This is a genomic window from Moritella sp. Urea-trap-13 (genome assembly GCF_002836355.1).
Lineage (GTDB): Bacteria > Pseudomonadota > Gammaproteobacteria > Enterobacterales > Moritellaceae > Moritella.
The window spans coordinates 1-26,140 of the sequence record NZ_PJCA01000027.1; the positions used below are offsets into that span (position 1 = coordinate 1).

Annotated in this window: 27 protein-coding genes; 9 read left to right on the top strand and 18 right to left on the bottom strand. The window is 39.5% G+C overall.

Annotated features, from left to right (window positions below; all coding sequences use genetic code 11):
- Positions 1–424 precede the first annotated feature (424 nt).
- A complete protein-coding gene (locus CXF93_RS22030) occupies positions 425–592 on the bottom strand; it encodes a hypothetical protein (protein ID WP_174216915.1) in 168 nt (55 codons plus the stop codon).
- Between the two features lie 490 nt (positions 593–1,082).
- Between CXF93_RS22030 and yjjG the strand changes: the two genes are divergently transcribed.
- Together yjjG and CXF93_RS02975 are read left to right on the top strand one after the other, a co-directional pair.
- The gene (gene yjjG / locus CXF93_RS02970) at positions 1,083–1,763 is read left to right on the top strand and encodes a pyrimidine 5'-nucleotidase (RefSeq protein ID WP_101060901.1); all 681 of its coding nucleotides are present in this window, start codon (positions 1,083–1,085) and stop codon (positions 1,761–1,763) included.
- Positions 1,764–1,918: 155 nt separating this feature from the next.
- Positions 1,919–2,521, top strand: a complete 603-nt coding sequence (locus CXF93_RS02975; RefSeq protein ID WP_101060903.1) for a hypothetical protein — start codon at positions 1,919–1,921, stop codon at positions 2,519–2,521.
- A gap of 79 nt (positions 2,522–2,600) precedes the next feature.
- Here the strand turns inward: CXF93_RS02975 and CXF93_RS02980 are convergent, their stop codons facing one another.
- The 3 genes from CXF93_RS02980 to CXF93_RS02990 form a co-directional block, all read right to left on the bottom strand.
- Positions 2,601–3,893 (bottom strand): serine/threonine transporter, encoded by a 1,293-nt coding sequence (locus CXF93_RS02980; RefSeq protein ID WP_101060905.1) that lies wholly within the window; start codon positions 3,891–3,893, stop codon positions 2,601–2,603.
- A 468-nt stretch (positions 3,894–4,361) separates the two neighbouring features.
- Positions 4,362–7,097 carry an EAL domain-containing protein gene (locus CXF93_RS02985; RefSeq protein WP_198551574.1) on the bottom strand — a complete coding sequence of 912 codons (2,736 nt, stop codon included), beginning with the start codon at positions 7,095–7,097 and terminating at the stop codon, positions 4,362–4,364.
- Between the two features lie 170 nt (positions 7,098–7,267).
- Positions 7,268–8,254 (bottom strand): GlxA family transcriptional regulator, encoded by a 987-nt coding sequence (locus CXF93_RS02990; RefSeq protein ID WP_369832187.1) that lies wholly within the window; start codon positions 8,252–8,254, stop codon positions 7,268–7,270.
- A 132-nt stretch (positions 8,255–8,386) separates the two neighbouring features.
- Between CXF93_RS02990 and CXF93_RS02995 the strand changes: the two genes are divergently transcribed.
- Together CXF93_RS02995 and CXF93_RS03000 are read left to right on the top strand one after the other, a co-directional pair.
- Complete coding sequence (locus CXF93_RS02995; RefSeq protein ID WP_232784086.1) at positions 8,387–9,001, top strand: LysE family translocator; 615 nt, start codon at positions 8,387–8,389, stop codon at positions 8,999–9,001.
- Positions 9,002–9,126: 125 nt separating this feature from the next.
- On the top strand, positions 9,127–9,666 hold the full coding sequence (locus CXF93_RS03000) for an acyl-CoA thioesterase (RefSeq protein ID WP_101060909.1): 540 nt from the start codon (positions 9,127–9,129) through the stop codon (positions 9,664–9,666).
- A 104-nt stretch (positions 9,667–9,770) separates the two neighbouring features.
- Here the strand turns inward: CXF93_RS03000 and CXF93_RS03005 are convergent, their stop codons facing one another.
- The 3 genes from CXF93_RS03005 to CXF93_RS03015 all read right to left on the bottom strand — a co-directional run bounded on the left by CXF93_RS03005 (position 9,771) and on the right by CXF93_RS03015 (position 13,045).
- Entirely contained in the window at positions 9,771–11,600 is a 1,830-nt protein-coding gene (locus tag CXF93_RS03005) for a methyl-accepting chemotaxis protein (protein ID WP_101060911.1), read from the bottom strand.
- Between the two features lie 243 nt (positions 11,601–11,843).
- Positions 11,844–12,521, bottom strand: coding sequence for a hypothetical protein (locus CXF93_RS03010; RefSeq protein ID WP_101060913.1), 678 nt, complete (start codon positions 12,519–12,521; stop codon positions 11,844–11,846).
- Between the two features lie 182 nt (positions 12,522–12,703).
- A complete protein-coding gene (locus tag CXF93_RS03015; protein ID WP_101060915.1) occupies positions 12,704–13,045 on the bottom strand; it encodes a HopJ type III effector protein in 342 nt (113 codons plus the stop codon).
- 228 nt (positions 13,046–13,273) lie between these two features.
- Here CXF93_RS03015 and CXF93_RS03020 point away from each other — a divergent pair, with 228 nt between their 5' ends.
- Positions 13,274–13,816 carry a hypothetical protein gene (locus CXF93_RS03020; protein ID WP_101060917.1) on the top strand — a complete coding sequence of 181 codons (543 nt, stop codon included), beginning with the start codon at positions 13,274–13,276 and terminating at the stop codon, positions 13,814–13,816.
- Positions 13,804–14,673, top strand: a complete 870-nt coding sequence (locus CXF93_RS03025) for an NRDE family protein (protein WP_101060919.1) — start codon at positions 13,804–13,806, stop codon at positions 14,671–14,673. Before CXF93_RS03020 ends, CXF93_RS03025 begins: the two co-directional genes overlap by 13 nt.
- 119 nt (positions 14,674–14,792) lie before the next feature.
- Here the strand turns inward: CXF93_RS03025 and CXF93_RS03030 are convergent, their stop codons facing one another.
- The 5 genes from CXF93_RS03030 to CXF93_RS03050 are packed head-to-tail and all read right to left on the bottom strand — an operon-like array spanning position 14,793 to position 18,718.
- Positions 14,793–15,974, bottom strand: coding sequence for a hypothetical protein (locus tag CXF93_RS03030; RefSeq protein WP_101060921.1), 1,182 nt, complete (start codon positions 15,972–15,974; stop codon positions 14,793–14,795).
- The gene (locus CXF93_RS03035) at positions 15,974–16,882 is read right to left on the bottom strand and encodes a cyanophycin synthetase (RefSeq protein WP_101060923.1); all 909 of its coding nucleotides are present in this window, start codon (positions 16,880–16,882) and stop codon (positions 15,974–15,976) included. Before CXF93_RS03035 ends, CXF93_RS03030 begins: the two co-directional genes overlap by 1 nt.
- Positions 16,842–17,669, bottom strand: coding sequence for a hypothetical protein (locus CXF93_RS03040; protein WP_232784087.1), 828 nt, complete (start codon positions 17,667–17,669; stop codon positions 16,842–16,844). The genes CXF93_RS03035 and CXF93_RS03040 overlap by 41 nt, the downstream gene beginning before the upstream one ends.
- 49 nt (positions 17,670–17,718) lie before the next feature.
- Positions 17,719–18,222, bottom strand: coding sequence for a hypothetical protein (locus CXF93_RS03045; RefSeq protein WP_101060926.1), 504 nt, complete (start codon positions 18,220–18,222; stop codon positions 17,719–17,721).
- A 52-nt stretch (positions 18,223–18,274) separates the two neighbouring features.
- Complete coding sequence (locus CXF93_RS03050) at positions 18,275–18,718, bottom strand: YHS domain-containing (seleno)protein (RefSeq protein ID WP_101060928.1); 444 nt, start codon at positions 18,716–18,718, stop codon at positions 18,275–18,277.
- 195 nt (positions 18,719–18,913) lie between these two features.
- On the opposite strand from CXF93_RS03050, the gene CXF93_RS03055 reads away from it, so the two are divergent.
- Complete coding sequence (locus tag CXF93_RS03055; protein WP_101061504.1) at positions 18,914–19,156, top strand: hypothetical protein; 243 nt, start codon at positions 18,914–18,916, stop codon at positions 19,154–19,156.
- Between the two features lie 17 nt (positions 19,157–19,173).
- Entirely contained in the window at positions 19,174–19,833 is a 660-nt protein-coding gene (locus CXF93_RS03060; RefSeq protein WP_101060929.1) for a DUF2913 family protein, read from the top strand.
- 54 nt (positions 19,834–19,887) lie between these two features.
- On the opposite strand, the gene CXF93_RS03065 is transcribed toward CXF93_RS03060, so the two are convergent.
- Entirely contained in the window at positions 19,888–20,361 is a 474-nt protein-coding gene (locus CXF93_RS03065) for an ATP synthase subunit I (protein WP_101060931.1), read from the bottom strand.
- A 372-nt stretch (positions 20,362–20,733) separates the two neighbouring features.
- On the opposite strand from CXF93_RS03065, the gene CXF93_RS03070 reads away from it, so the two are divergent.
- Positions 20,734–21,588 (top strand): crotonase/enoyl-CoA hydratase family protein, encoded by an 855-nt coding sequence (locus CXF93_RS03070; protein ID WP_101060933.1) that lies wholly within the window; start codon positions 20,734–20,736, stop codon positions 21,586–21,588.
- A gap of 186 nt (positions 21,589–21,774) precedes the next feature.
- Here CXF93_RS03070 and CXF93_RS03075 read toward each other — a convergent pair whose 3' ends face one another.
- From CXF93_RS03075 to CXF93_RS03095, 5 genes are all read right to left on the bottom strand, one after another.
- On the bottom strand, positions 21,775–22,122 hold the full coding sequence (locus CXF93_RS03075) for a winged helix-turn-helix domain-containing protein (RefSeq protein WP_232784088.1): 348 nt from the start codon (positions 22,120–22,122) through the stop codon (positions 21,775–21,777).
- A gap of 161 nt (positions 22,123–22,283) precedes the next feature.
- Entirely contained in the window at positions 22,284–23,705 is a 1,422-nt protein-coding gene (gene phrB / locus CXF93_RS03080; protein WP_101060937.1) for a deoxyribodipyrimidine photo-lyase, read from the bottom strand.
- A gap of 19 nt (positions 23,706–23,724) precedes the next feature.
- Positions 23,725–24,678 carry a DUF1722 domain-containing protein gene (locus tag CXF93_RS03085; RefSeq protein ID WP_101061505.1) on the bottom strand — a complete coding sequence of 318 codons (954 nt, stop codon included), beginning with the start codon at positions 24,676–24,678 and terminating at the stop codon, positions 23,725–23,727.
- A 339-nt stretch (positions 24,679–25,017) separates the two neighbouring features.
- Entirely contained in the window at positions 25,018–25,506 is a 489-nt protein-coding gene (locus CXF93_RS03090) for a methylated-DNA--[protein]-cysteine S-methyltransferase (protein ID WP_101060939.1), read from the bottom strand.
- Between the two features lie 81 nt (positions 25,507–25,587).
- Complete coding sequence (locus CXF93_RS03095; protein ID WP_101060941.1) at positions 25,588–26,133, bottom strand: hypothetical protein; 546 nt, start codon at positions 26,131–26,133, stop codon at positions 25,588–25,590.
- Between the last annotated feature and the right edge of the window lie 7 nt (positions 26,134–26,140).

Genomic DNA, 26,140 nt, shown 5'->3' on the forward strand with positions numbered 1-26,140 from the left:
ACGTGCGTGAAAGGTACGTGTAAGTGCAAAAGAAAGTGTAAATGAAGACGAAGAGCGTATATGACAAGTACGAATAAGTAGTAAGTAAGTGTAAGGAAGTTAGTAAGTGAAGAACGTAAGTAAAGTAAGTAAGAAAAGTATTGCGAAGATAGAAGTATATATTTCAGTCGACCTTCTTTTCCCATATATGTAAGTCAGGCTAACAACCTGGCTTTTTTTTGTCTTAAATTCCAGTCAATGATGCCTTTCAATTTAGCTGCCACTAATAATGCCAATAAACGAATGTTGATTTTTATCAGATCGTTGAATAAGTATGGTTTTTTAGGAAGAAGATGCAGGAATATATATAAAAAAAAGGGGGGGGATAGTATCCCGATATTAAAACTCTTTTTAGTTAAAACATCGGGAATTGGTATTGATGTAATTAGCTATTTACTAGCATATCAATAAAGTTACGGCGTTCTTTTACTGTTGCAAGTTGAGCAATTTTCTCACCTTGTGAATCTGTAAATGCTACTCGGTTTTTGTGAACTGAAATCGAGTGTACCGGTTGTTTAATTTGGATCTGTGTACCATTAAAAATAATAGTCATAATAAAACTCACTATATAGGCGTAGCTTAAGCTATCGCATCATTTGTAATAAGCTTCATTACCGTATAACGATAATATTCTGAAATCTCACTATCTTTATTCTTGTATAAATAGCTGACTTAATAAGAAGTGTTTACAGCACGCAACATTTGCTGTATTTCGTTGTTCAATAATTTAGCTTTATGTGTTGGATTTTTTAATCTGGCTTACGGAATTTTCTAGGTAAGGCTTAATCGTTGATTTTTATTTCGAGGATTGTTATTAAATAAATCTTAAGCGATAGTAGCAGCGTACTTTCTAAGTAGCAAGTTTATTTTTATTTTTATTTTATATATGTTTAATTATTTTTTAGTTATCGCTTAGTTGTATCTCACTTTTCCGCTATCATATCCCTTAATGATTAAGATAACCTGATGTTTTAAATGCAAGTTCATCTTTTTAATTCTAACTTTAATTTTTATTGTAACGGCTAGCCGTTGGAGTGATTTACATGAAATACCAATGGATCTTATTTGACGCCGATGAAACATTATTCCACTTTGATGCATTCAAAGGTTTACAGCTGATGTTCTCTCGGTTTGATGTCGACTTTAGCCGAGATGATTTTAGTCATTATCAAACGGTCAACTTACCTTTGTGGGTTGATTATCAAGATGGAAAAATTACTGCGACGCAGTTACAAAATCGTCGTTTTCAATCTTGGGCTGAAAAATTAAAGGTGGCGACACAAACTTTAAACAGTGCGTTTATGACCGCCATGGCGGATATTTGTTGTTTGCTACCGGGTGCGAAAGAACTTATTGCTGCATTAACAGGCAAAGTAAACATGGGTATTATTACCAATGGCTTTACAGAATTACAGCGTATTCGTTTAGAAAAAACGGGCTTAAAAGATGTGTTTTCACCACTGATTATCTCTGAGCAAGTTGGTATCGCTAAACCCGATATTGGTATATTTGATCACGCGTTAACCCACATGGGAGGAATACAACGTGAGCAAGTATTGATGGTTGGCGATAACCCCCATTCGGATATCTTAGGTGGCATGAATGCAGGTTTTGATACTTGTTGGCTCAATAGCGATAACTTAGCCTTACCTGACGGTATTAAACCCAGCTATCAAGTGACATCATTAACACAGTTACAATCATTGTTACTAGTAGAGGCTTAATTTCGATAGCGGTTATAAAAATGCTTATATTTTTTGCCTGCTTGCCGATATACTTTAGCTATCCATACAGTTATATTTTTAGTATCCAATATAGTTATATTTTAGCTATCAATTGAATATGTAAATCTCAGTTTAATTTTTTATAGGAAAAATTCATGTTGAAAGTTTCAACACTTGCCAGTATACCGTTACTTATTGTTGCACCAACACTAATGGCTGAACCATTTAACCATAATAATGCGCAGGTAAGTTATCGGGCGGAGCATTGGGCGTTAAATGTTGAGCGTGCTATTACTGAAGATTTTTATATCACCGGTTTTTACCATCATACTGATAATATTGCGCTTAGCCCGACCGTGAAAGCCAAAGCCAAGATATTGGGTGCTGGTATAATGACGTCTAGCAGTATTGGTCATATGACCGAATTTTATGCCGGTGCTAACCTAGTGCAAAGCTCTATTAGTTCTTGGGAAAACGGTGCTGCACGAGCAGACGAAACAAACTTTTATCCGAGTGTGATTGCCGGTGTAAAACTGTCTGCTAACGAACAGTTTGAAGCTGATTTCAATGTGAATCATGGTTTTAGTGATAGCCAATATACTTATGGTTATCTTGATTCAACGTCATTTACGATCGGCGGTAAGTATTTTATCGATCAGGCGATGGCTGTGGGTTTATCGTATGTGTGGATTAAAGAGCAAGATAAAGCGATTAGCTGGGATAATATAGGGCTGTCATTTAGCCTATACTTTGAATAGTGGTTGCTGATATGTAGATATAAAAAAAGACGAGATTGCTCTCGTCTTTTTTGTATCTGCAGGGAATTACTTTTTGGTTTTATTGAACCAGAGAGTAAAAAATAGCGGTAATTGAAATCAGACCAATAAGAGTAACGAAAACATTACTTAGCGCACCAGAGTACTTCTTCATTGCCGGTACTTTATGGATTGCATACATTGGCATAATGAATAATAGTAGCGCAATGATTGGGCCACCTAAGCTTTCAATCATGTGCAAAATGTTAGGGTTAATCGTTGCCACTGCCCATGCAGTCACAAGCATAAAGATAGTCGTGAAGTTGTTTAATGTTTTTTTACTGACTTCTTTACCTTTACTACGTGCCGCTTTTACAACTAGACCATTAAGACCTTCACTTGCACCGATGTAATGACCTAAGAATGATTTGGTTATAGCAATGATTGCTACAACGGGTGCAGCATAAGCGATGACTGGAGTATCAAAGTGATTCGCTAAATAAGTCAAAATAGATATGTTCATCTCTTTAGCTTCAACAAGGTTCGCCGGTGATAGGCTTAATACACAGCTGAATACGAAAAACATCACTGTTGCTACCATCATTATGTGTGCACACAATAAAATACGTGAACATTTCTTCTCGGCATCATCACCGTATTCATTTCTTTTTGCCACTGCAAATGAAGAGATAACAGGTGAGTGGTTAAACGAGAACACCATCACAGGTATGATCAACCAAACCGCCATCATTACGGTACCCATGCCACCTTCTGCAGGCATTACCTGTTCGAAGATTGCGCCATTCCAATAAGGGACGAGGTAAAACGCTAGCATTAATAATACTGCTACGAATGGAAAAACTAAGACACTCATTGCTTTGATGATGAGTTGTTCACCAAGGCGTACAATCGCAATTAAAGCCAAGATAAGAACAAGTGCTAAAATTGCACGTGGTGGTGGTTGAATGTGCAGTTGATTTAACATGAAATCTTGGACTGTATTTGTTAGTGCTACACTATAAACAAGTAAAATTGGATAGATAGCAAAGAAATATAGTAGGGTGATTAGTTTACCCATGCCCACACCAAAATGTTCTTCAACCACTTCAGTAATATCAGCACCAGGCTTCGAGCTTGATAATACAAAGCGAGTCATGGCACGGTGAGCAAAGAAAGTCATCGGTAATGCTAATACTGTCATTATCAATAAAGGAATAAGGCCTGCTACACCTGCTGTGATTGGCAGGAATAAAGTACCAGCACCAACGGCTGTGCCGTATAGACCAAGTACCCAAACGATGTCACTTTTAGACCATGTTGAACTGGTTTTTGTTGTTGTAGCTGAAGTCGAAATGTTTGCTGTTAACGTATCCATTATGGATATCTCCTATAAGAGGTATAAACCTACAAAGAGCTATAGTCATAATTCTTCCGTGCTTCACTGTAAAGTGAACAAATACACATGATAAATGGATAATGCGTATCTCTATTTTGACACCTATCTAGGTACCTATTTAGTACTATATATCTTCTTTCAGACTGCAATTTATAAAATATAGTTTAATCTGTCAAATATATTTGAACCAATAGCGGCTGTTGTTGACGTGGTCATTAAATAGTGTGATCCAGCACTTGTTATTAGCCCATTCGTTCGACAGACGCTGATGATGAATTAATCAAAATAGAGTTAAATAAGATCAGATACGGGAATGTATTTAGGTAATAATGGGGGAATATTTAGGTGAATAGCTGCAATAATGAAGTATTTGATAATGTACTTTTAGCGACAGGCCACAATCATACATAAGATACTGTATTTTTAATGGCGAATAATTAAATACTATTATGATAATCGGTTTAATTTGAGCATATTATTTATCGGTTGCGGTTTCCCTACGCCATAGCCCTGTGCAAAGTCGATACCAATGGCTTCAATTTTTTGCTTAATAGCATCGTTCTCCACGAATTCTGCAATGGTTTTTAATTCCATTAGATGACCGATCTCGTTAATTGATTTTACCATTGCTGCATCGATGGGATTGGTTAAGATATCCTTAATAAATATGCCATCAATTTTAAGGATGTTGACCGGCAGATTCTTAAGATAAGCAAATGAGGACAAGCCACTGCCAAAGTCATCTAATGCAAATTGGCAACCAAAAGTACTTAAGGTATTAATGAAGACTGTCGCACTAGCAAGGTTGCTTATCGCCGCCGTTTCAGTTATTTCAAACATGATCTGTTGCGGTGGTACGTTGGCTTGGGTTATCTTTGCCATAATATGCTGCAGCAGGTCGTTGTCACCCAGTGAAGCACCGGATAAATTAATACTGATATGATCAAAGATAGCAAGTTGTTGGCTATGTGTTTTCATCCACAGTAATGTGCGGTCTATTACCCAACGGTCTATAGGTTGAGATAAGTTATAGCGCTCTGCAATTGGCAAGAATATACCTGGGGCAATCAGCTCGCCATTTTTATCCAGCATACGTAGTAATACTTCAAAAATAGGCTTATGGTCAGGATCCTGCAGGGCGACGATAGGCTGAGCGTAGAGTTCAAATCGATCTTCATGCAGGGCTTCTTTTATTTCATTTACCCAACGAAACTCACCATCTCGAGTCGCCAACAACTCATCATTATCATGATAGGTATGTACCCTGTTACGGCCGAGATCTTTGGCGGCGTAACACGCGAGATCTGCATGGATCAAGACTTCACTGGTGTTCCCCGAAGTACTACAAATTTCAGCAACACCAATACTGACACCGACACTAAAACAATTTTTTTTCCATATAAATTGGAATTTTTTGACTTTTTCTAATATTTCATTCGCTATAATAACCGCTTCTGCAAGCTGACTGTTGCGTATTAATATGGCAAATTCGTCACCACCTAACCGTGCTAAGGTATCGTTTGGTTGTAAGTTATCACCGATTAATCCTGCCACTTGACGTAATAGTTCGTCACCGGCAGCATGACCGCAAGTATCATTAATTATTTTAAATTGATCTAAGTCTAAGAAGCATAATACGTGGGTAAGTCGGCTACCTTGGGCGCTGCATACTGCATCGCTAAGTTGATGCTCAAATTCATAACGATTAATTAGCCCTGTGAGCATATCGTGTTTTGCTTGATAGGTAATCTGTTTAGATATGACCCTTGATTTGGTGATATCAACTTGGATGCCGATGAAATGGGTTATTTCGCCACTGGCATTGGTCATTGGTATTATGGTGACTTTAGCCCAGTATAGTTCGCCATTTTTGCGTTTGTTTTGTACTTCATCTGCCCACTCTTCACCTCTTGAAATACTCCCCCAAAGTTTATTGTAAGTGGTATTGGAGGTGGTATTTGAGCGAAAGAAATTGGCTTTTTTACCGATAGATTCGGGAGCTGAATAACCTGTTATCTGCGTGAATTGTGGGTTCACGTATTCAATGATACCTTGGGTGTCGGTGATCATAATACCGTCTAAGCTACATTCGACAACGCGTGATAGCTTTTGTAAATTAGCTGTATTTTGTTGTTGCATGGTGATGTCGTCACACACGCCAACCCCGCCGTCTATTTCGCCTGAGCTGGAATAGAGCGGCACTAAGTCTACTTCTAAATAAGATTTCTTACGGTGTGATACCGAGATGTATTCACCTTCAAAGGTGCTCATCTGGCCTTTTAATGATAATTTTATTGCCTTAGAAAGACCTGTGTTTTGAATGTTTTCCAACATGTTAAATCCGACCAAGCCATTTTTATTCGCGCCGATAATGGCTTCCAAATGGCGATTGGTTCTGAGCAATACGCCTTGTTTATCATAATGAAAAATGCCCACTGGCGAATGTTCAAAAATAGAGTTCAACTTGGCTTCACTTTGCACCAGTTCATTGCTTCGTTGCGCAACTTTGTAGCGGAGATTTTTTACTTGTTGGCGATAACTGATGCTTTGTATCAAAAACAGAAAAAACACTGAGAACATAAAAATAGCTGAAAAAACCATAGTTTTGTTGAAGTGTTGGTTTAATTGCACGGCGACGGCATCGATGGTGATGTCGGCTGCAGCAATGTAAAGGCTACCATCAGTAGCATACAGTGGGATGAAGATACTGCGAAAGCGTCCCCATTTATCTTGGTACTCGACTAAATGTGGCTGAGGGTCTGCAAAAATAGCGTAGAGGCTAGGGTCGGCATCATCATAGACGGTTAAAAAATCGGTATTACTTTTATTTATGTTATTAGCATCAATCGGTGTGGTATTCGACGACGTAAATAGGATCTGATTATCACGTATAATGAGGGTATATAAATTGCTAATATTGACATTTTCAGCGTATGTCGTTAATGCATTTCTGTTATTTAAGTTTAGCTGCGCCGAATTTTCATCAGAAGTCATATTCTGTTGATGAAAATTATTGGGTAATAACGAGGATATGGTCAGCGCCGCAGTCTTTAATTTTAAATCAAGTGCTGTATATATATGACTTCTTTCTTGAAAATAGCTATAAATAGCCAAGCTAATAATAGATAAAATATAGATCGCAATTGAAATATAAATCCGTTTATTTGATTTCAAAGACTGCATTTTTAGTGAACTATTAATTGTTAACGATTTTTCAATATGCCTTTTTTGGATATTGATTGCAATACGCCTGAACGATTTATGCTACCTCTAAGGGTATAATTTTAAAGACTATCAGTTAAGTGCTGGTATTCGTATAGGTAATAGACGATTAATTATATATCTGATTTACATTAAACTTTTCCCTGACGGCGTAACTGACCAGGCGATAGGTTGAATCGTTGCCGAAATACTTTACATAAATAACTGCTATCTTGAAAACCTACTTCATCAGCTAAATTTGCTAAACAATGGTCTGAATTAAGTAATCGCCAGTGCACATGTTGTAAACGTATCTCGCTCCAATATTGATGCGCTGATAGCTTAAAATGGAGTTTGAAATGTCTATCTAATTGTCGGCGGCTTAACCCTGTGAGCGCTGCTAACTGTGCTATTGAGGTATCACTGGCCATGAGTTCTTGCATCAAGGCAATGGTACGACCAAGGTGGCGATCGTGATGCAGTATTTGTTGGCGTGATTTTAATTGATGTAATTGACTGCGGCTTTCATCAACTAGCATATCTGCTAGTCCTTTAACTGCCCAGGTCTGTCCAAGATGGCGACTGAGTATCGCCACGGCTAAATCAATTGCAGCACTCCCGCCGGAACAACTGATACGCTTATTATCAATGCAGTATAGCTGCTCGCTGGCGATCTCTAAGCGTGGATAAGCATGGCTAAATTCATTGATATGCCGCCAATGAACGGTGACTTTATGGTCATTTAATAAACCTAGTTCCGCTAGAGTAAAGCAAGCATTATCTATGCTAATTAAGGTTAACCCCTGTGCTGCGGCTTGTTTTAAAAGTGCACCGTAATGTTGGGCTTGCTGCTGTGCTTGCCGTGCGGTGCGACAACCAAAAATAACCAGATAATCATACTGGCACAGGTTTATATCTGCAGGCGTTGCTGGTATCTCAATGGGGATGCCGCTGCTGGATACCACATGGCCCTTGTCTAAACCGACAACTTGCCATGAACAATGTCGTTGTTGGCTATGGTCTGCATCATCAGCCGAAAAACGCAGCTTATCTAAGAATCCACCAAAGGGTAGCATATTAAATTCGGGTAAGGGCAGCAGTAGAAAGCGCACCTCTGCTGAATTCATGGTGGTGTTCATTGATGGCTTGCCTCACTGTTTATTTAGCTATTCATTTAACTAGTTGTCCAAATAGTACCATTAAGCGTCCACATTACACCGTTAGTTTTTATTGTTGGAATTTATACTCATGGTACTTTTATTAATGTGGATATGATGATGGCGTTTAATCTTTGGTTAGTCTTTTTAGTTGCAGCGATGGGATTAGCGGTCGTTCCTGGGCCTAATTCATTATTGGCATTGAGTCATGGTGCGCGCTATGGACATAGACGAACACTGTTTACCATATGTGGTGGTGTGTTTGGATTTTTGATCTTAATTGCCATCGCGATGTTTGGCTTAGGCGCGGTATTAGCAGCGCAACCTGACGCCATGACCGCGCTGCAATGGGTTGGTGCGGCGTATCTTGTTTGGCTTGGGTTCAAGCTATGGCATGCCCCTGCGTTGGAGTTGACTGAACTGGCTGAAAGCCAATTGTATAGTCCTGTTACTTTGTTTAGACAAGGTTTTTTTGCGGCACTATCCAACCCGAAAGTATTGCTGTTTTTTACCGCATTCTTAGCGCAGTTTATTGATCCCACAGTCGCGTTACTGCCGCAGTTTATTGTCATCGCGGTGACTTTTGTTTGTGTTGAGTTTTTAGCTGAATATGCTATTGCCTGTGTAGCTCACAGTATTCGTCCGAAGCTAATGAAAAATGGGCAGGGCTTTAATCAGTGCTGTGGCGTGTTGTTTATTGTACTCGGCATCTCGATGACTTTAGCCTAGCTAGAATAAATACCATGTTAATGCTATTTAATGGCTACATTGTTTTATATTCATATCTATGCACTTTACATTTTATAGCTTTGAGTCAGTATGTTAGCTCAATTTATTTTATGTAAGGGAGTAACATGAATTTATTTTTTAGAATGCTGATTATTATCTTTAGTGCCCGAAAGCAGGATGCGGTGGCGCTGGTTGATAAACGCAGTGATCGATTTCGAGTCTGGTTACACGATCTAGGTTGGCGTGATCACTTACCTAATTATCGGGTATTTAGTTTCATGGAGTTAGGTCGTTTTGGTATTTGGCACAGCTCTCGATTGGCACTGTCTGGTCGTTATAGTTTACGCATGATAGCGGCGCAAGATTTTATTTATTTAAAACCTATTCGTCCCTTTCAAGCGTTTACCATGACCACGGAAATATTAAGTTGGGATGAGAAATATTTCTATTATCAGCACCAATTCTTTTGTGGTGATAAATTGGTGGCGATTGGTTTGGTGAAAGAGATTAACTTGAAATCAGGCAAGGCTATTACGCCTAGTTCCCTCTTAATGGCAGACTCAGAGCTTAACGGCTCGGTTATGCATAATACCGATGATAAAAGTTTACACCCGGTGGTTGAAAAATGGCTGGCGATGCAGCAAGCGATAAAAGAAAACAGCTAGTCTTATTTTTTGATAGTGATACCGGACGAGCGGAAAAAGACCGAGGCGATGACTTCGGTCTTTTTGTATCTGTGCTTCTTAACCTGTGTAATTAAGCAGTATGCTTACACAGTATATTGGGCAATGGCCTGATCTAGGTTTTTAGCTTGAACTGCAACGGAGCTAGCTGCTTGTGCATTTTCATGGGCGATTTGTGAGTTTTGGCTGGTGATATCACGAATTGAAGTGACGTTACGGCCAATTTCATCGGATACCACAGTTTGTTGCTCAACCGCCGTCGCAATTTGGGTGCTGGTATCCATGATGAGTTGCATGTCAGTCATGATCTGACCTATTTTAGATTCGGCATTATCAACTTGTTGCACACTTAATTCGCCCTGTTCGTGACAACGAGCGATATGCACAACAACCTGACCTGTTTGTTGTTGCAGGGTCGAGATAATACCGGTGATCTCTTCTGTTGATTGACGCGTTCTTAACGCCAGCGAACGGACTTCATCTGCTACCACGGCAAACCCGCGACCTTGTTCACCCGCTCTTGCGGCTTCAATGGCTGCATTCAGTGCAAGCAGGTTAGTTTGTTCTGCGATTGAACGGATCACATCAAGCACTGTGCCAATATTGTCTGACAGTGTCGACAGGTTTGAGATTTCATTACTGGTTTTAGATAAGTCGTCAGATAAAACGCGAATACGATCTTTGGTCGCACTGACTTCTGACAAGCCTTCCATTGCGCCATTATGACTATTGTCCGCATTACTTGCTGCACTTTCAGTGTTGTTGGCAATTTCCCTAATGGTTGAACCCATTTCAGTGATTGCTGTAGCAACTGCGTCCGTTTCAGCTTGTTGGCGACTCATTGCGGTTTCTGAATCGACACTACGGTCTTGTAATTCAGTGGATGCTGCTCCAAGCTCATATACAGCAGATTGGACATTACTGACCAGCTCACGTAAGTGGGTTAATAAGTAATTAAAGTTACCTGCCATATGGGATAACTCATCGTTACCTTGCTCATCAGCTACGGCGGTTAAATCATGGCTCTGTGCGATTGTCGCCATCAAGTTGCTAAGGTTTTGTATACGACGTTGGATTGAGCTACTAATCAACCATGATAGGGTCAGCAAAGCGCCAATCACCACTAATATAGCCGCTATAATAAGGGTTATTGTTTGCTGCTGCTGGATTGCTATTTCGTCATTAAGCTGAACACTCATCGCTTTAAATATTTTTTCAACTTGATGGGAATAACCGCGCATTTCACCACGTAAGCCCAGCGTTGGGCTATCACCGATGATATTGTATTGTGTAATGATATCGCTCATCGTTTGACGGAATTCGGTGTGGCTATTACCAAAATCAAGGGTGAGTTGTTGGTCGTAAAGCGCTAGCTTGGCCTTATAGTCTAAGCGGTATTCTGGTTTACCCAGTAGAGCAAACATTTTTGCGGTTTGGGTAAGGTCGGTGGTGATCAAAATATTACGGTTATATCGGTCCGCGGTTTGCAGTAAACGTTTGTGGTTATTACTAAGACGCTGTAACAACCCTTGTTCAATATTGAGCCCCAGTGTTTGATAATGACTAACCAAGGCCAGCATACTGCGATTATAATCTTCCATGGCGTTTGGTAACGTTGCCACGCTGGATACGACAATATTGAGGCTTGTCAGTTCAGCTTCTAATTGGTTTAATTCCGCTTGGAATAATGTGTAGTTAGCTTGAAATTTGTCGAGATATTTTACATCATGTCGTAGTAAAAAATCTTTTTCGTTACGGCGTAAATTTAGTAAGGTGACTTCGAGTTGTTTCACATCGGTAGCTGCACGGTTAATCCCCATGACATTGCCATTAGCAACCCAAGACATACCGAGTACCAATAGTAGCGCACTGACTGAAATACCAGTAAGTCCTAATAATTTATCTCTGATTTTCATATCTACAACATCCTAGCTAATTAATATTGCCGAATTTACGGCTTAGTCTATATAGCGGCGTTGTATGTGATTTCTTTAAGCGAAAACAGGACTTGATTCACTCATTTTAGCCGTGTAAATATAAACGTTTTAAAAATTAGTTTGTTATAGATAAAAATATTTTTATTTTTATTTTCCATTATATATAGTCATTGTGCTTTATAGGGGTTGGTTTGAGGTATTAACAACTGAAGACTCGGAACCTTAATCTTCGGTATTAAATTCAAGCTCAAATAAACAGGTTTCTAAACCTGCGGGTAAATTTAATAACAGCCGATCGTTGTTAAGCTCAAACTCTATTTCATTAAACTGGATGGCATCAAGAATGTTGAGTTGCTCTGCAAACAATAATAACCCAGTAGTGACAAGGACTGCATAATGACATTGACGTGATGAAGCATCGTCAGTTTCCATGATGGTTTTAAAGGTTTCTAAAAATAGTATGAGCAGGTGTTCTTTATCTTTATCGCGATAAGATTCTTCTAGTTGAATTAATTGCCAGTAAGTGAGGGTAAATTTATACTCAAAATTACGCAGGTTAATACACACACTATTTTCTTTTTTATTATCGCTACTTACAAACCGCGCAACGCTATCACTTTTTACATCAACTAAAAAACTGACATTATTATCGTTATAAGTTGATTTTTTGATTGCATCCACACTAATGCCATCTTCATTTAAGCCACTGATATGGTAGTTTAATATTGCTTTTATCAGTTCGTTTTTACTGATTCCTGCCTGCAGCATTTGCTGGTAAGTATCGGTAAGGTGAATACCTGCGATGTCAGATGACTGCTGTTGATATTCATCACTGTCGATAAAAGAAGCAATCACTTGCTTTGAAAATTCAAAGTCAAAACCATTTAAATGAATATACATATCAACTCCTTGTTAGCTATTTGCTAAAGCGGGAGGAATAACGTGGTTGCTATAAGTATAACGGATTAAATTTGGTTAGCAGGATAGATTAAAAGAGTGTGATGATAGGTAGGACATAGGTAAGAATGTGAGCAGAGAAAATAACACTTTCTCTGCCTCAAAATAACGTTAATCAGTTAATGTTATTTTAATTTTAGTGGTAGCGTTTCAAATTGAATACCTGACCAGCCTGTACGCATGAAATAACGGATGTTGGCATGATCATCACCGTCTGGGTTATTTAGTACGTCATCACGGTAATAAGTACCGAAACACTCAAGCATTTGTTGCTTCGTGAATTTATTTAAACGACCTAATGCAAACAACTTGCATGAGCCAGTGTTTTCAGTTGCTTCGTTTGCTAGGTAGCCATTATAAAATTTAGTGGGAGTGAAATCATAGCTTTCATCAATAACAGCGATGACATCGTCGAACTGCATAGTAGTTGGCTGTGCTGCTAATTTATTTAAAAAATCATTTAACATGGAGTGTCCCATCAATTTAAAGTATTTGCTATCTTCCCCTAATTTACCATAAATGCGGGTTAAATGAGTGATAATTTACCAATTAGTTTTAATCTTGGGCTATTCCGCGCATTAAATTGGCGTTATAGCGTATGTTTTCTCACTCAAATTGTGATTTTTTTGTGATAAGTAAAGCTTAGTATTTGCTGTATGCTTTACTTAAAATAAGTAGTAATAAAAGGAGACGTTATGGTGATCGATCCCGTAGAACAATTTAAAACGGTAATTAAAGGTAATATCGAAGGTTTAGATCAAGGTATTGCTTTGCTGTCTGGAATGACTAATGAGCAGTATTGCATGCGTGCACAGCCTTATATCATGAGTTGTATTGGTGAGCATTTACGTCATGTGCTGGATCTTTATTATGCCGTAAAAGCAGATGTCGACGTGATTGATTATGATGTGCGTCGTCGTGGTGCATTAGTTGAATCATGTCGTCTGACGGGATTAGCTGAATTAGCATGTATCAAAGCCTGGTTGTTAACCTTACAACCACAGATGATGAATACTAAAATAGTCATGTCGACAGAGGTTTCGGTGGTTAATACCTTGGTCGCACAAGTTGAAACAACATTAATCCGTGAACTTATATTTGTCAGTACCCATGCGATCCATCATTATGCATTAATGGATATTTCGGCTAAGTTATGTGACTTCAATACCCCGAAAAATATGGGTATTGCACCTGCTACACTCACAGCATTAAGGAATAATCCATCATGTGTACAGTAAGTTGGTTGTTGGCAAATGATGGCTATCAAGTATTCTTTAACCGAGATGAACAAAAGGGCCGTGCACTTGCGCACTCACCTAAGTACTTTAACGATGTCGGCGTTAAATACCTAATGCCAGTGGATCCAGTTGGTGGTGGTAGTTGGATCGCGATGAACCAAGCAGGTTTATCGATCTGTTTATTGAATTATTATCAGCAAAAACCACCGGGGAAAGAATTAATCAGTCGTGGTTTATTAGTTAAATCATTAGTCAGTAATACCTCACTGACTAAGATCCGTTCGGCGTTAAAAAAACTGTCTTTACAGCACTATGCTGCGTTTACGTTATTAGTCTTCCCAAGCCATTTAACCGCGCAGACTGGCAATGTATACGCCGTTCGTTGGGATGGTAATACACTTACTACCGTGACTGCTATATCACCTATGGTGTCGTCATCAGTGGCTTTAGCAGAGGTGACGAACTACCGAGAAGATCACCACAACTCAATCTTATTGCAGCATCCGATTTTATTCTCAGGTGAAGGTTGTAATGATGATCTAGAGATGAAAGAAAATGCAGCATTAGTAGACGTTGAGAATGTTGAAGAAAATATTATTGAATTGACCAATCAGCGCTGCATCGAAGACAAAAATAGTCTAGCACTGACTCGATTTCACGCCAGTCATGAGCCAACTCCTTCTTATCTGTCTGTTTGTATGCATCGAGAAGATGCGCACACGGTGAGCTTTACCCATCTGGTCGCTTCTCGCAAGCAACTTAAAATGAATTATGTCTGTGGCTGTCCGTGTTCATCAAAGCAACATCAGTCTTATGCATTATATCCACAACGGGAAACGTACGTCGAGGTCGTCTAATGCTGCTGGTATTTAATGATGTGACGTTAATTCATATTGTTATGTAGTTATGTAGTAAAAAGTAAGCAGAAGCTGTCGCCGTAGACCTCGAAGAGAATGAGGTAATACGGCTTTGTTGTTTATGAGCTGAGGCATTTGTCGATAGGTTTATCCTTGCTATCAATCTGCTGATATAACACATAAACGGCGATCAAAGGTAAGACAGCCCAGTAAACCTGACTTAAGCTAAACGTGATTAGATTAGCGAGTAGGGTTAAGCCGCTAAAAAACACTAGGATACCAAGCTGAGAGTACAGACTCTTACTGATTAAGTAATGATAATTGGCTTGTTGCTTGGCTTTATCATAAAACCGCTTGTTGAAGTATAAACGGAACAGCGCGGTAGCAAACGCAATACTCAATAGGCCTAAGCCAATGGTAAAGCCGCTCCAATCTGCAGTGATCCAACCGCGTACTAACCAGCCACCAAGATACAGTAATGTCGCCACTTGATATAATCGCTGTTGAGGTTGTTTATCTATGGTGTTTTTAATGAAGTAAAAAATAACGCCTAAGGCCAAAGACAGGGCTATGACTGTTAAGCTAAATTGGCTGGTATCGTTGTTGGTAAGATGAAAAATACTTACCACCCACAAGTAACTTTCGAGGTATAAAAACGGGCCATCAACGAGGAACACTAGTTTATCGCGTAAGCTGAGCGCCGATTTAGCTTGTGCGTGATCGCTTTGCTTATAGACGAAAGCTTGGGTAGTGAGCGAGCTTAAAGCCATGACACAAAACCCCATACCGGCAATAAGGCTTAAGGCAAAAATAACCCAAGGGTGGGTTTGCATAAAATAACCACCCAACAAGATCCCCAGTTTTAGACTCAAGCCTAATATCAATTGTAAATTACCGAACAGTCGCCCAGTATTATTGCTGCCACTGATACTATTAAACAGGATGCGTTGTAACATCCAATAGCTGCAATTGAATAAACCATTAAGTAAGCCAAGTATGATTAAGTTAGTACTCGCTACATGAAATAGCGCGACGTAGATGAGTCCAACCTCAAACACGAACGACAAGGTTACTAATGTACGCCAATATCCGCGGATGAATAACTGATGCCAGCCCCATAATGCCATCACAAAGCCTGCGCCAGTCCAAGCAATAAATTCAGTCAGTGGCGCGAGTTGTTGGTATTGTTGCCAAATAAGGATGGGCAGATAGAAAGGTAAAAGGCCAATCACAAAGCTGTGAATGGCCGAAAATACAGTGAAGTAGTTAGCAGGCGCTAGCTTAAACAAGGTCGTAGACATTAGAAGATGTCGGCTTGTTGATCTGTCGCGACGCTAATTAAGCCTAAGTGCTCAGAAAGGTCATCAGCTTGTCCATAACGTGGGTAGTTATGCATTTTTAAGTAAGGACGTGAGTTTACTTCTAAGAAGATTAACTTTTGTTCACGAGCATCATGTTCAATACCTTGCTCCATGATCACATCAATACCTAAGATCTCAGCATCAAATAAATCTAATACTTTGGCAAACAACTCATGATTGTAGGCCGGTATCAGATCGCGCTGAATGGTCTCAACCACGCCACCAGGTGCTAACGAAATACGATAAAATAACTCAACTTGCTGTTCATTGTCTGGCACAGACGCCAAGCTTAGACCTTGTTTGGCAAGATAACTGACCGTTTGTGGGCCTTGAGATATAGGGTTGTTACATGGGTACAGGCCCATCTCTTCACGAATGGCGTTTTCGGTATTAATTAACGCGTTGATGGTATTTATGCCATCACCTTTCACAAAAGCAGGGTAGCGTTGTAATACCGAGATAACCCCAGCTTTAGTGATCACCACACGGTAATTTTTACCTTGTAAGTATTGCTCGACGACTGTTGTCGGCCACCATAATTTAGCCAAGAATATTGCCCGCCATAGCTCTTTATTATTACGGATGGGGAAATGACTGCCACGGGAAAAACCACTGACATTAGGCTTAATCACTAATGGAAAACCATGCTCTTTGGCAAATTTTATCGCGGTAAAAGGATTGAAGAAGATAGTACCTTGGGCATGGGGAATATTCCCCGCAGCAAACTTATCACGTGCCTGTTTTTTTGAGCGACAACCGCGGCGTACTTCTAGGCTGTTGTAGTTACTACAGCCATCCATGAATTTACTACTGATCCATTTGTAAATTAGTTGCTTTAGTAGTTTCATCTTGATTCAAAATCCTTGTATTTTGACCTCGTCTGGCGGCGATCAACTTATTAAAAAATATACCTTGCGTTACTTTGGTACTGTTTAGCTGTTGGGCTAATTGAGCAAGAGAATGCGTGGTTTTATACAGTAACTGGTATTTCTGTAAGCGGGTCAAATTATGACTTAATAAACTCAGTGGCATTGGCACATATAAATTTACTTCGACCAATTTAAACTGTCGTTGTAATAATGCGCCTAATGAGTCTGCTTTCAAACTGTATCGCGCAAGGGTAAAGTCGCCCATACGATTAAGTTCTTGCCATAGCTGTTGTTGCTCTGCAGATGTTAATTGTTCGGTAATATCTTGGTAGCGAGTATCGCTATTATAAATGCCATTGACAGGAAATTTATCGGCGCTGGCGTTAATCACTTGGGTTATCGACATTACTGCAAATTGTCCCGCTTTTACAGGGTGTTTAACCACAAATACTTCAAACTCAATGGCACCCGTTGCCGCTTGTTGAATTAAATAATTCTGCACCTGATAACTCGGGGTTGCTCTTAATGCTTCAAGCTCAGCGAAGTTATGTATACAGTTAACACCCGTTGAATTTTGTCCCCACTCTGGTTTTGCAAACACAGGGTAGCGAGCTGGGATCAATTCAGGCCTATCAATATACTGATTTAAACGCCATTCTACCGGCGTTATCGCATCTAAATCTTGCTTGGAGAATATCTTTTTTTGACGATTAAAGTAGCGCGCATTTAACTGGAAATAACGCCACGGAATAGTCAAAAATCGCAAGCAAAAGACCATGTAATGTAATATTAATAAGCCACGTATAAGCATAGGATCACTCTGCTTTGATTAGTTTTAAGTTAATGGCACATAACACTAAGCCTAAAATAAGAATTGATACAGCCGCCATAAATAATGACCCACCGTCACTTTTACCTTGATGTAAGACTTCAACACCTAATGGCGTGAATAGGTGAAAGAATACCGCTCCAGCCATAATAGCAGATGACGCTAAACCACCAAGGGCATGAATTTTAGCGCGTAAAAGTGCACTGCTTTTACCGGACATTTTATCTTTCACTAACAACACTAAAGGACTTAATAGCAATAGGCTTGTCGCTAACTCTGCACTACCAACAACAATCGCACCGTACTCAGCAAAGAAGCTACCTAAATCAACTGATAAGGTCGTTGCCATCCATGAACCGATAGTGGAAAAAATATGCATAGTATCTGGGTGGCCTGAAAATTTGTATGGGATTGATGATAAAAATACTTTAGCAATCCAAGCTACGATGACCCAGTTGGCAATAGTGTAAATACGGTTTTTTGTTAGCATATAAAATGTCCTTTTAATTATGTTTATATTCCATTACTCTGTGGCGACTTGCTTAGTTCAATACGTTAGGCCAGTTTTGATCGGCTTTTTCTATAAAGTTTAGTTTGTCTGCTAACCATTGTTGTTTAATATCAGCATTATAATTTAAATAAAGCTTACCATCTTCGATTGTCCACTGGGTTGGATCTGATGATGCGGTATCATTTTTAGCCACTGCAAAGGCGCAGTAACCACCATATTGTGGCGCGTATTTTTCTGGGCTTTGTTTAAACAAAGCCAGATGTTGGCTGTTACTAAAGTACCAGTCTTCACCTTGATATTCATAGCTGAATTTTTTCAACCCTTTCACTGCTTTCGATTGGGTGAAATAAGCAACAGTATCGTATCCGCTTACCGCTTCACTGCTAAAATAACCGGTATAGATAGGATCTTTAGCAAAACTGTTAAATGATAAGAGTAGGGTGCTGATAGCTAACAACTTTATTATATATTTCATCTCTATTCATCCATCTTATAGATTATCTAGTGAGGTATGCACTAGCTGTTGTATATACTATAGCGGTAATTCAATTTATAATTATCACGAAGTTATCACAATTTAATAGCAAAACAGTGCATGGTGATAAATTTTGCGCTGTTAGCACTTATTGTTTATTGTTTATTGTTTGTTGTTCTTTACCAAGGTTATTTTATGGATTTTTATACGTTAGCATTAGGTCTATTCATGTTCTGTCACGGCGGTTATATTTTAGTAACACGTGCTAAAGCAAAACATCAAAAAGCTCGTTTAGACTTTATGACCAAAGCATTAGGTCGACCATTTGGTTTTACCATTTATTCTCTTATATATGTAGTCCTACCAATTGTGTTTGGTGCATATATATCGTACGCGGGTATCAATAATGTGCCATTAAGTGCATTATTTGCAGGTTAATATCCTGAGGAACAAACATGTCTGATAAAGAAAAAGCCTATAACGTGAATATGTTGAACCTCGTTAGAGAAGGTTTAACGGCGTTATCTGATGCGCAAGCAGAAAAACGTAGTTTACAAAATCCAGTATCTGAAACACATTTTTTGGGTAATTGGATCATTACTGCGTTAAAAGAAAAGCGTTTTGATATCATCTTAGCGGGTGATTTAAGAATTTGGTTGCAAGAAAGCCGAACATTAGGGCCAAAAGCTGATTTTAAACTGCGATTTGAGACCATCGAACGTGTTTATACCCAGATCTGCGAACTAGAATATAAAAATATAACCCAGTTTATTTTGGAAGATATTTTAACTGAGCTGGATAAAGACGGCTGGTTGATTGAAACTGAAAGTAATGTGACGGATAAGTTTAAATTAAGCTCAAGTGGTGAAAATTCACTGGTGATTTGTGCTGAAGTTTATGATCGCGCTTTTTCTGATACCGACGGAGCATTGGAAAGCCCGCTTTCTGTATTTATTCGTCATGGTGATCAGGCATTTATTGATAAAATGTACTCACACGGTTATTTAGTCTTTGGTTCAACCAATCGTTCGATTGTAAAACGTCATAACCGTTATATCTTACGTCCGTTTAATCACGCTAAAAAATTAGCTATTCTGCCGACGTTAGCAGACTAATTTAGCCTGCTATACAACAGGGATGATCTTGATTATCCCTGTATGCTTTTGCTATTAAATACCTTGTTTACCCGCTTCGATATCTACACTTTCTTTCTCTTCTATTACTACCTTTTCTGATAATACTAACCTAGCTGGATACTGTTCTGGTAGTGGTTTCAACAAGCTAAATATTTGTGAAAACATCACCAAGACAAAGGTAATAAACAAATAGAAATGCTGGATGTCAGGTAACGGTAATATCACGCTAAACAAAATAAAGATGAGTGCAAATTTACAAGCATGACCGAGGATCATAAAAGTATTGGCTCGCATCATATTTGCTGAGCCTGTATACAAAAATGATAATCGAGTAAAGATATACTGTGGTACCAAGAAAATCATCCCACCTAACGCTGCCGAGCGTGTCGATTTATGATCTGTACCAAGATAAGTCGCTGAAACAATAAATAATACTAACAGCAACTGACCTAAAATTAGTTTTAGTGCATAACCTCTGATGGCTAATTCATATGCATGATGTGGCATTTACAGCTGTTCCTCCAACGATATTAAATGAATTATACGATTGCTATTTTACCGCTTTCTAGCTAGTTATGCATGGAAATATTGTGTCATTAAGTGTAAATATTCCCAAGCGAATCCTAGATTGCCTAGCTAGCCGCATACTTTTATCATGAGATAACAGTTAATATGTTGATGTAAAACAAGATGTATTGGTTACCATAACGCTTATTTGAATTTGTAGTGAAGAGTGAGAAGCGGATCGCGTATTTATTGTTATTGGTAATATTATAAAGAATTTTGTTGAATAAGGATAAACATATGTCCGGTAAAGATAATGCTGTTAAGGTATGATTTTGTTAGCATAACGTCATCACTATCAAGGAAGCGATCAGCATGGACATTGAATCGAGTTACCACACGTTTACACTCACAGTTGCCAACAGCGTTGCGCATTTACAATTTAACCGCCCGGAAAAGTTGAATTCGATGAATTTAGATTTTTGGCGCGAGTTTCCAGCCGCTATCTCAGCACTTTCTATGAGTGATGATCTACGTGTTTTAGTTATTTCGGCGCAAGGCCCACACTTCTGCGCTGGTATGGATTTAGAAGTATTCCAAAGCCCTGATAAGTTTCCGATGGGTAAAGATAAAGCCCGGGTTAGTGAGGCTATGCGCCGCTTTGTCATGCAATTACAGCAAGTGTTTACCGATCTTGAGCAATTACGTGTGCCAGTATTAACGGCTATTCAAGGCGGCTGTATTGGTGGCGCGTTAGATTTAGTCGCAGCATCAGACATGCGCTATTGTACCCAAGATGCGTTCTTTACCATTAAAGAAGTAGAATTAGGTATTACTGCTGACCTCGGTACATTGCAACGTTTGCCGAGCATTTTACCGCAAGGTATTGTGCGTGAACTTGCATACACGGGGCGTAATTTTAGTGCTGCTGAAGCAGACAAGTTTGGCTTGGTTAATCAGGTGTTTACAACACAAGAGGCGATGTTGGATGGGGTATTACAGATCGCCAGTCAAATTGCCGCCCACTCACCATTGGCTGTGACGGGCAGTAAAGAAATGCTTAATTATAGCCGTGATCATAGCGTCGATGACAGCTTGAAATACATGGCGACTTGGCAATCAGGGATGTTGTGTTTAGAAGAAACGATGACGATCATGCAAGCGAAAAAGCAGCGAAAAGCGCCGGTACTAGATCCGCTACGTAAAGTAACAGGCTTATTTGCTGAGTAAGTATTATCTAACGTAGTTAGCGGTCATTACGTTACATTTACGTTGTATTTACGTTAGGTGTGTGTCGTGACAATGTATTGCCTGGTACAAGTTGTTTGTTCGAAGACCTGCGAGAAACATTTGTAGGTCTTCGTTATTGGTTGGTTCATTATCGACAATGATTAGGGATTCATAATATATTAAGGGCTATAACAAATTGTTAAATAGATAACCTTCACCCGAGATGGTTATAATTTTATTATTACCAATGATGCTTCTAATTTCTGATATCGCCACTACCACTGAAGAATTACTGACAATGCGACCTGGCCAGCCAATGTCTTTAATATCTTGCTTGCTAAAGATGATGCCTGCGTTGTTATATAAAACATTAATGATATTACGTTGTGGTCGAGAGATAATTGCTAGCATTAAGCCCGTTTTAGAGTCGAGGATCACCTTCGTTTTTGACGATATTATTTTGCCATCAATCTCAACTTTAAACTCTTCTAGCAAATTATTCCTGTCTAATGTGTCATTACCTAGCTGCATCATATTCTCTTGTTTTAATCATCGCTTTAAAGTTGGCTTATGATAATCAACGCAAGGTATCTCGAGTACCGTAAAATTACTTCATTGATAAAACAATAAGAAATTAATTTTATGTTTTTAAATTGATTCATTTAATACTTGGCTAAGAAAATAAGTAGACTCGTTTAGGCATCGAGTGATAGGTGTTGTTTGTAAAACCCTAATGCCTGTTCCCGCGCCGTTTTATGATCGACAATGGGCGGAAAGTAGATAGCGGTTTGACCCGTATCTTGTAAATACTGGTGGGGGAAATGAATATATTTGCTGGGTAATGTTGCTAACTCAGGCACAAACTTGCGGATGAACGCACCTTCAGCATCAAACTTTTTACTCTGGGTTATCGGGTTAAAAATCCGAAAATACGGTTGTGCATCACAACCGGTTCCTGCTGCCCATTGCCAACCGCCATTGTTAGCAGAAAAATCACCATCGATAAGGTGTTGCATAAAGAAGCGTTCGCCACGTCGCCAATCAATTAATAAATGCTTGGTTAAGAAGCTCGCCACGACCATGCGTAATCGATTGTGCATCCAACCTGTTTGTAATAGCTGACGCATCGCGGCATCGACCAAAGGATAACCTGTCTGGCCTTGGCACCAAGCCTCAAACAAGGCGTTGTCGTTATGCCAATGCAAGTGGTTATATTTTTTCTGGTAATTTTGATGCTTGCACAATGCCGGATAATGAAAGAGTAAATGCTTGTAAAAATCTCGCCACGCCAGTTCATTGAGCCAACAAAAAGCGGATGACGCGGTATCATCGAGTAATGTTGGAAATGCTTGTGTCAGGGCATTGACTACAGTGCGCGGACTTATCGCGCCAATGGCTAAGTAGGGCGACAAACCTGATGTACCTTTTACACTTGGGTAGTCTCTTAATTGTTGGTAATCCTGACACTTATTGGCAATAAATTCGGGAATAACCTGCTGTAAAATGACGGTTGCTAGCGGCCATTTTTGGGAACTCGTTTTATTACCTGCTAATACGATGTCTTCGGCTGGCTGGTGGACTGCTATGACAGCTGTGGGTTCAGGTAAAAAAGCCAAATTGAGCGGGTGCTGTCTTAATTGTTTTAACCAGGCATTGCGAAAGGGGGTAAATACTTTATACATTTCTTGCTGGCCATTGAGTACAGAGCCTTTTGGCACGATGACATCGGCCTCGCTGAGATGTAATGGCAGTCCATTGGTTATGATCTTTTCATCACGGCGATGTTCGTTAAGTTCGACTTCGCTGTTGGCGTAAATATGCTTAATGTGTTGGGTTTGGCAGTATGAACTTAAACAGCTAACTTGCTCGTCAAAATCAGTGACTGTTAAGCAGGTTAGCTCAACGCCTAATTCAGCGAGCTGATCACGTAATAAATTTAAATGTCGTTCAATAAAATCAAGCTGAATCGGCGCCATATCATGTTGCAGCCACTGTTCAAGCGGCGCCATGAACAAGGCTTTGGTGCAGCCTTGCCTTAATGCTTTCGCCAAGGCTGGGTTATCTAATACGCGTAAGTCGCCGCGAAACCACATGACACTTTCTGCGTTGTTTTCCATTACCTGACTTTCCATCACATCAAATACCGTATCTTAGTTTCAGAGAATCAGGATAAGGGGATAAGTAAACTTGTGACGTTAAATATTCATTCGCATGCTGTTTTAAATAGTGGTTAAGCAGCGTTAGCGGTACTAACAATGGCGATAATCCAGTACGGTAATCATCGATATGCTGAGTCAGTTCAGATTTTTGGTCACTGTTTAAATGTTTTTTAAAGTAACCCTGTAAATGGTTGAGGGTATTGGTATGGCTTTTACGGTTTGCCATGTGTTTTAACCCTGTCATTAGCCCTGCGATATATTTATCTGCCATCTCTTCTAAGCTCATATCTGCGCGACCTAGCAATTGACCCACGCTTTTATATGATGGGGTGTGATGGCTCATCAATAGATACTTTCTTTCACTGTGGAATTTAATCAGTTTATGTTTTGTTAAACCACTGGCGAGCAGTTCTTGCCAAAGTTTGTAGGTATATACGCGAATAATAAAGTTTTCACGTAATCCTGCATCATTTAAACGGCCATTTTCTTCACAAGGTAATAGTGGGTTCAATGCCATTATCTGTTTTGCGAATAGACCTACACCATCATTCTCACAGCCTTTACCGTGTTCGTAATAGACTTTTACCCGTTCCATGCCGCAACTTGGACTTTTTTGGCAGAATATAAAACCACTTAAACCATCAATGTTGCGACCTACCGATTGACCATAGTCTGTTAATGCTTGTGTTACGTCTCCGCTACCATCTGGGCGACTGACGGCAATGATATCGCCGTGTTTAATCTGGCGAATTGTTGGTCTTGGGGTAGGTAAACCGACCGCCATTTCTGGGCAAAAACCTTTGAACTCCATATGTTTGCTTAATTCATTCATACAAAAGTCTGATCTTTTATGACTCTTATCAAAACGTACCATTTCGCCTTTAACACAAGCACTGATACCTAAGGTTATCGTTGATGTAGGAGTATTCATAGTGGCCGCCATTTTCAAAAAATCAATTTAAAAATCATCCATGTTGGAACGATTTGATGTCTTATCTATTTCTTCTAAAGAGCAATACGATAGTGATTAGAGAATAGATCACAATTGATTGAAAAATTTATTATTTAGTTAAGCAGCTATATTAAGTAGCAACTTAAGTTACGTATAAGTCATCATATTCAGGCAAGTTTATGCGTCTTGATAAGGTGTATAGATAAGGTACATAGATAAGCTGTATATTTTAACATTGTCGTATTGAGGTGGGATGAGAGAAGACTACGAGTCACATTGCGTTCCCCGTCCTGACTTTATTGTGTATGGCGTTGAACTTTATATTGATGAGTGATGATGTTTAGCTTCTAAGTCCAATAATCGTTGTTTTATATCTAACCCCCCCGCGTAACCTGTCAGACTGCCATTTTTACCTATCACGCGGTGACATGGCACAATAATCGATATTGGATTTTTACTATTTGCCCCACCAACAGCTTGAGATGCTTTTGGGTTACCAACTGCGATAGCCAAGTCTTTATAACTCCATGTCTCGCCATAAGGGATAGTCGTGAGTGCCTGCCATACCTTGTTTTGAAATACAGTCCCATTCGCCGCTAACGGAATAGAAAATTCATGACGCTTACCATTAAAGTATTCTTGTAGCTGAATGACCGCGAGTTGCAAAATAGGGTGGTCATCGGCTTTCTGCCCAAAATCACTGAGCTGTTTTGCGTGGCTTTCATACCAAATACCCAGTAAACCATCATCATTACCATGCACAGTAACGGTACCTAATAGACTTTCAAATTGGGTGTATACGTCCATTGCATTGTTTCTCTTGAGGTCGTTAAAGTGCTCGACGCTGTCTTCGGGTTAGCCAGCGCCGCTGTCCGATTACTCTACTTATTACTTACTCGCAAAGATTGGAATTTGCGTAGTTTGTTGTGCTAATGAAAACTCAATCAGTTCAAGCATTTTATCTTGGATCATCGGTAGGCTTCTCGCCTCTACAGCTGCCGCTAAAGGTTCATTAAGCGCAGTACTATAACTGCGGTAACCTTGCTTAACTGGAATTGACATAGACATAGGTATGCCTTGAGCAACACCACCACCAATTAACTCGATTGCTTGCGCTGTGATTAACACTGTCTTAGGATCTCGAATTGGCTGAAAAATGATGCCATTTTCGTCTGAACGCAGCATTATGCCAGACAGATCTGGTCGCCAGCTCTCGTCTAGCTGCGCCATGAAGCGCCATGCACAATGCCAATCTTGGCATACTGAAGGTCTTTTGGCATAGATCTTACAACCGCCTTTTGCCATCAAATTTGAACAGACTTGCTCGGCAGGCTTTTTAAAATTGTCATCATCAATAAGAAGTACAACGCAGCAGGCGGTACATTCTCCACACTCTCGACTTGGAACTAAATGTGACTCGTTGTTTTCACTCAATTATTTC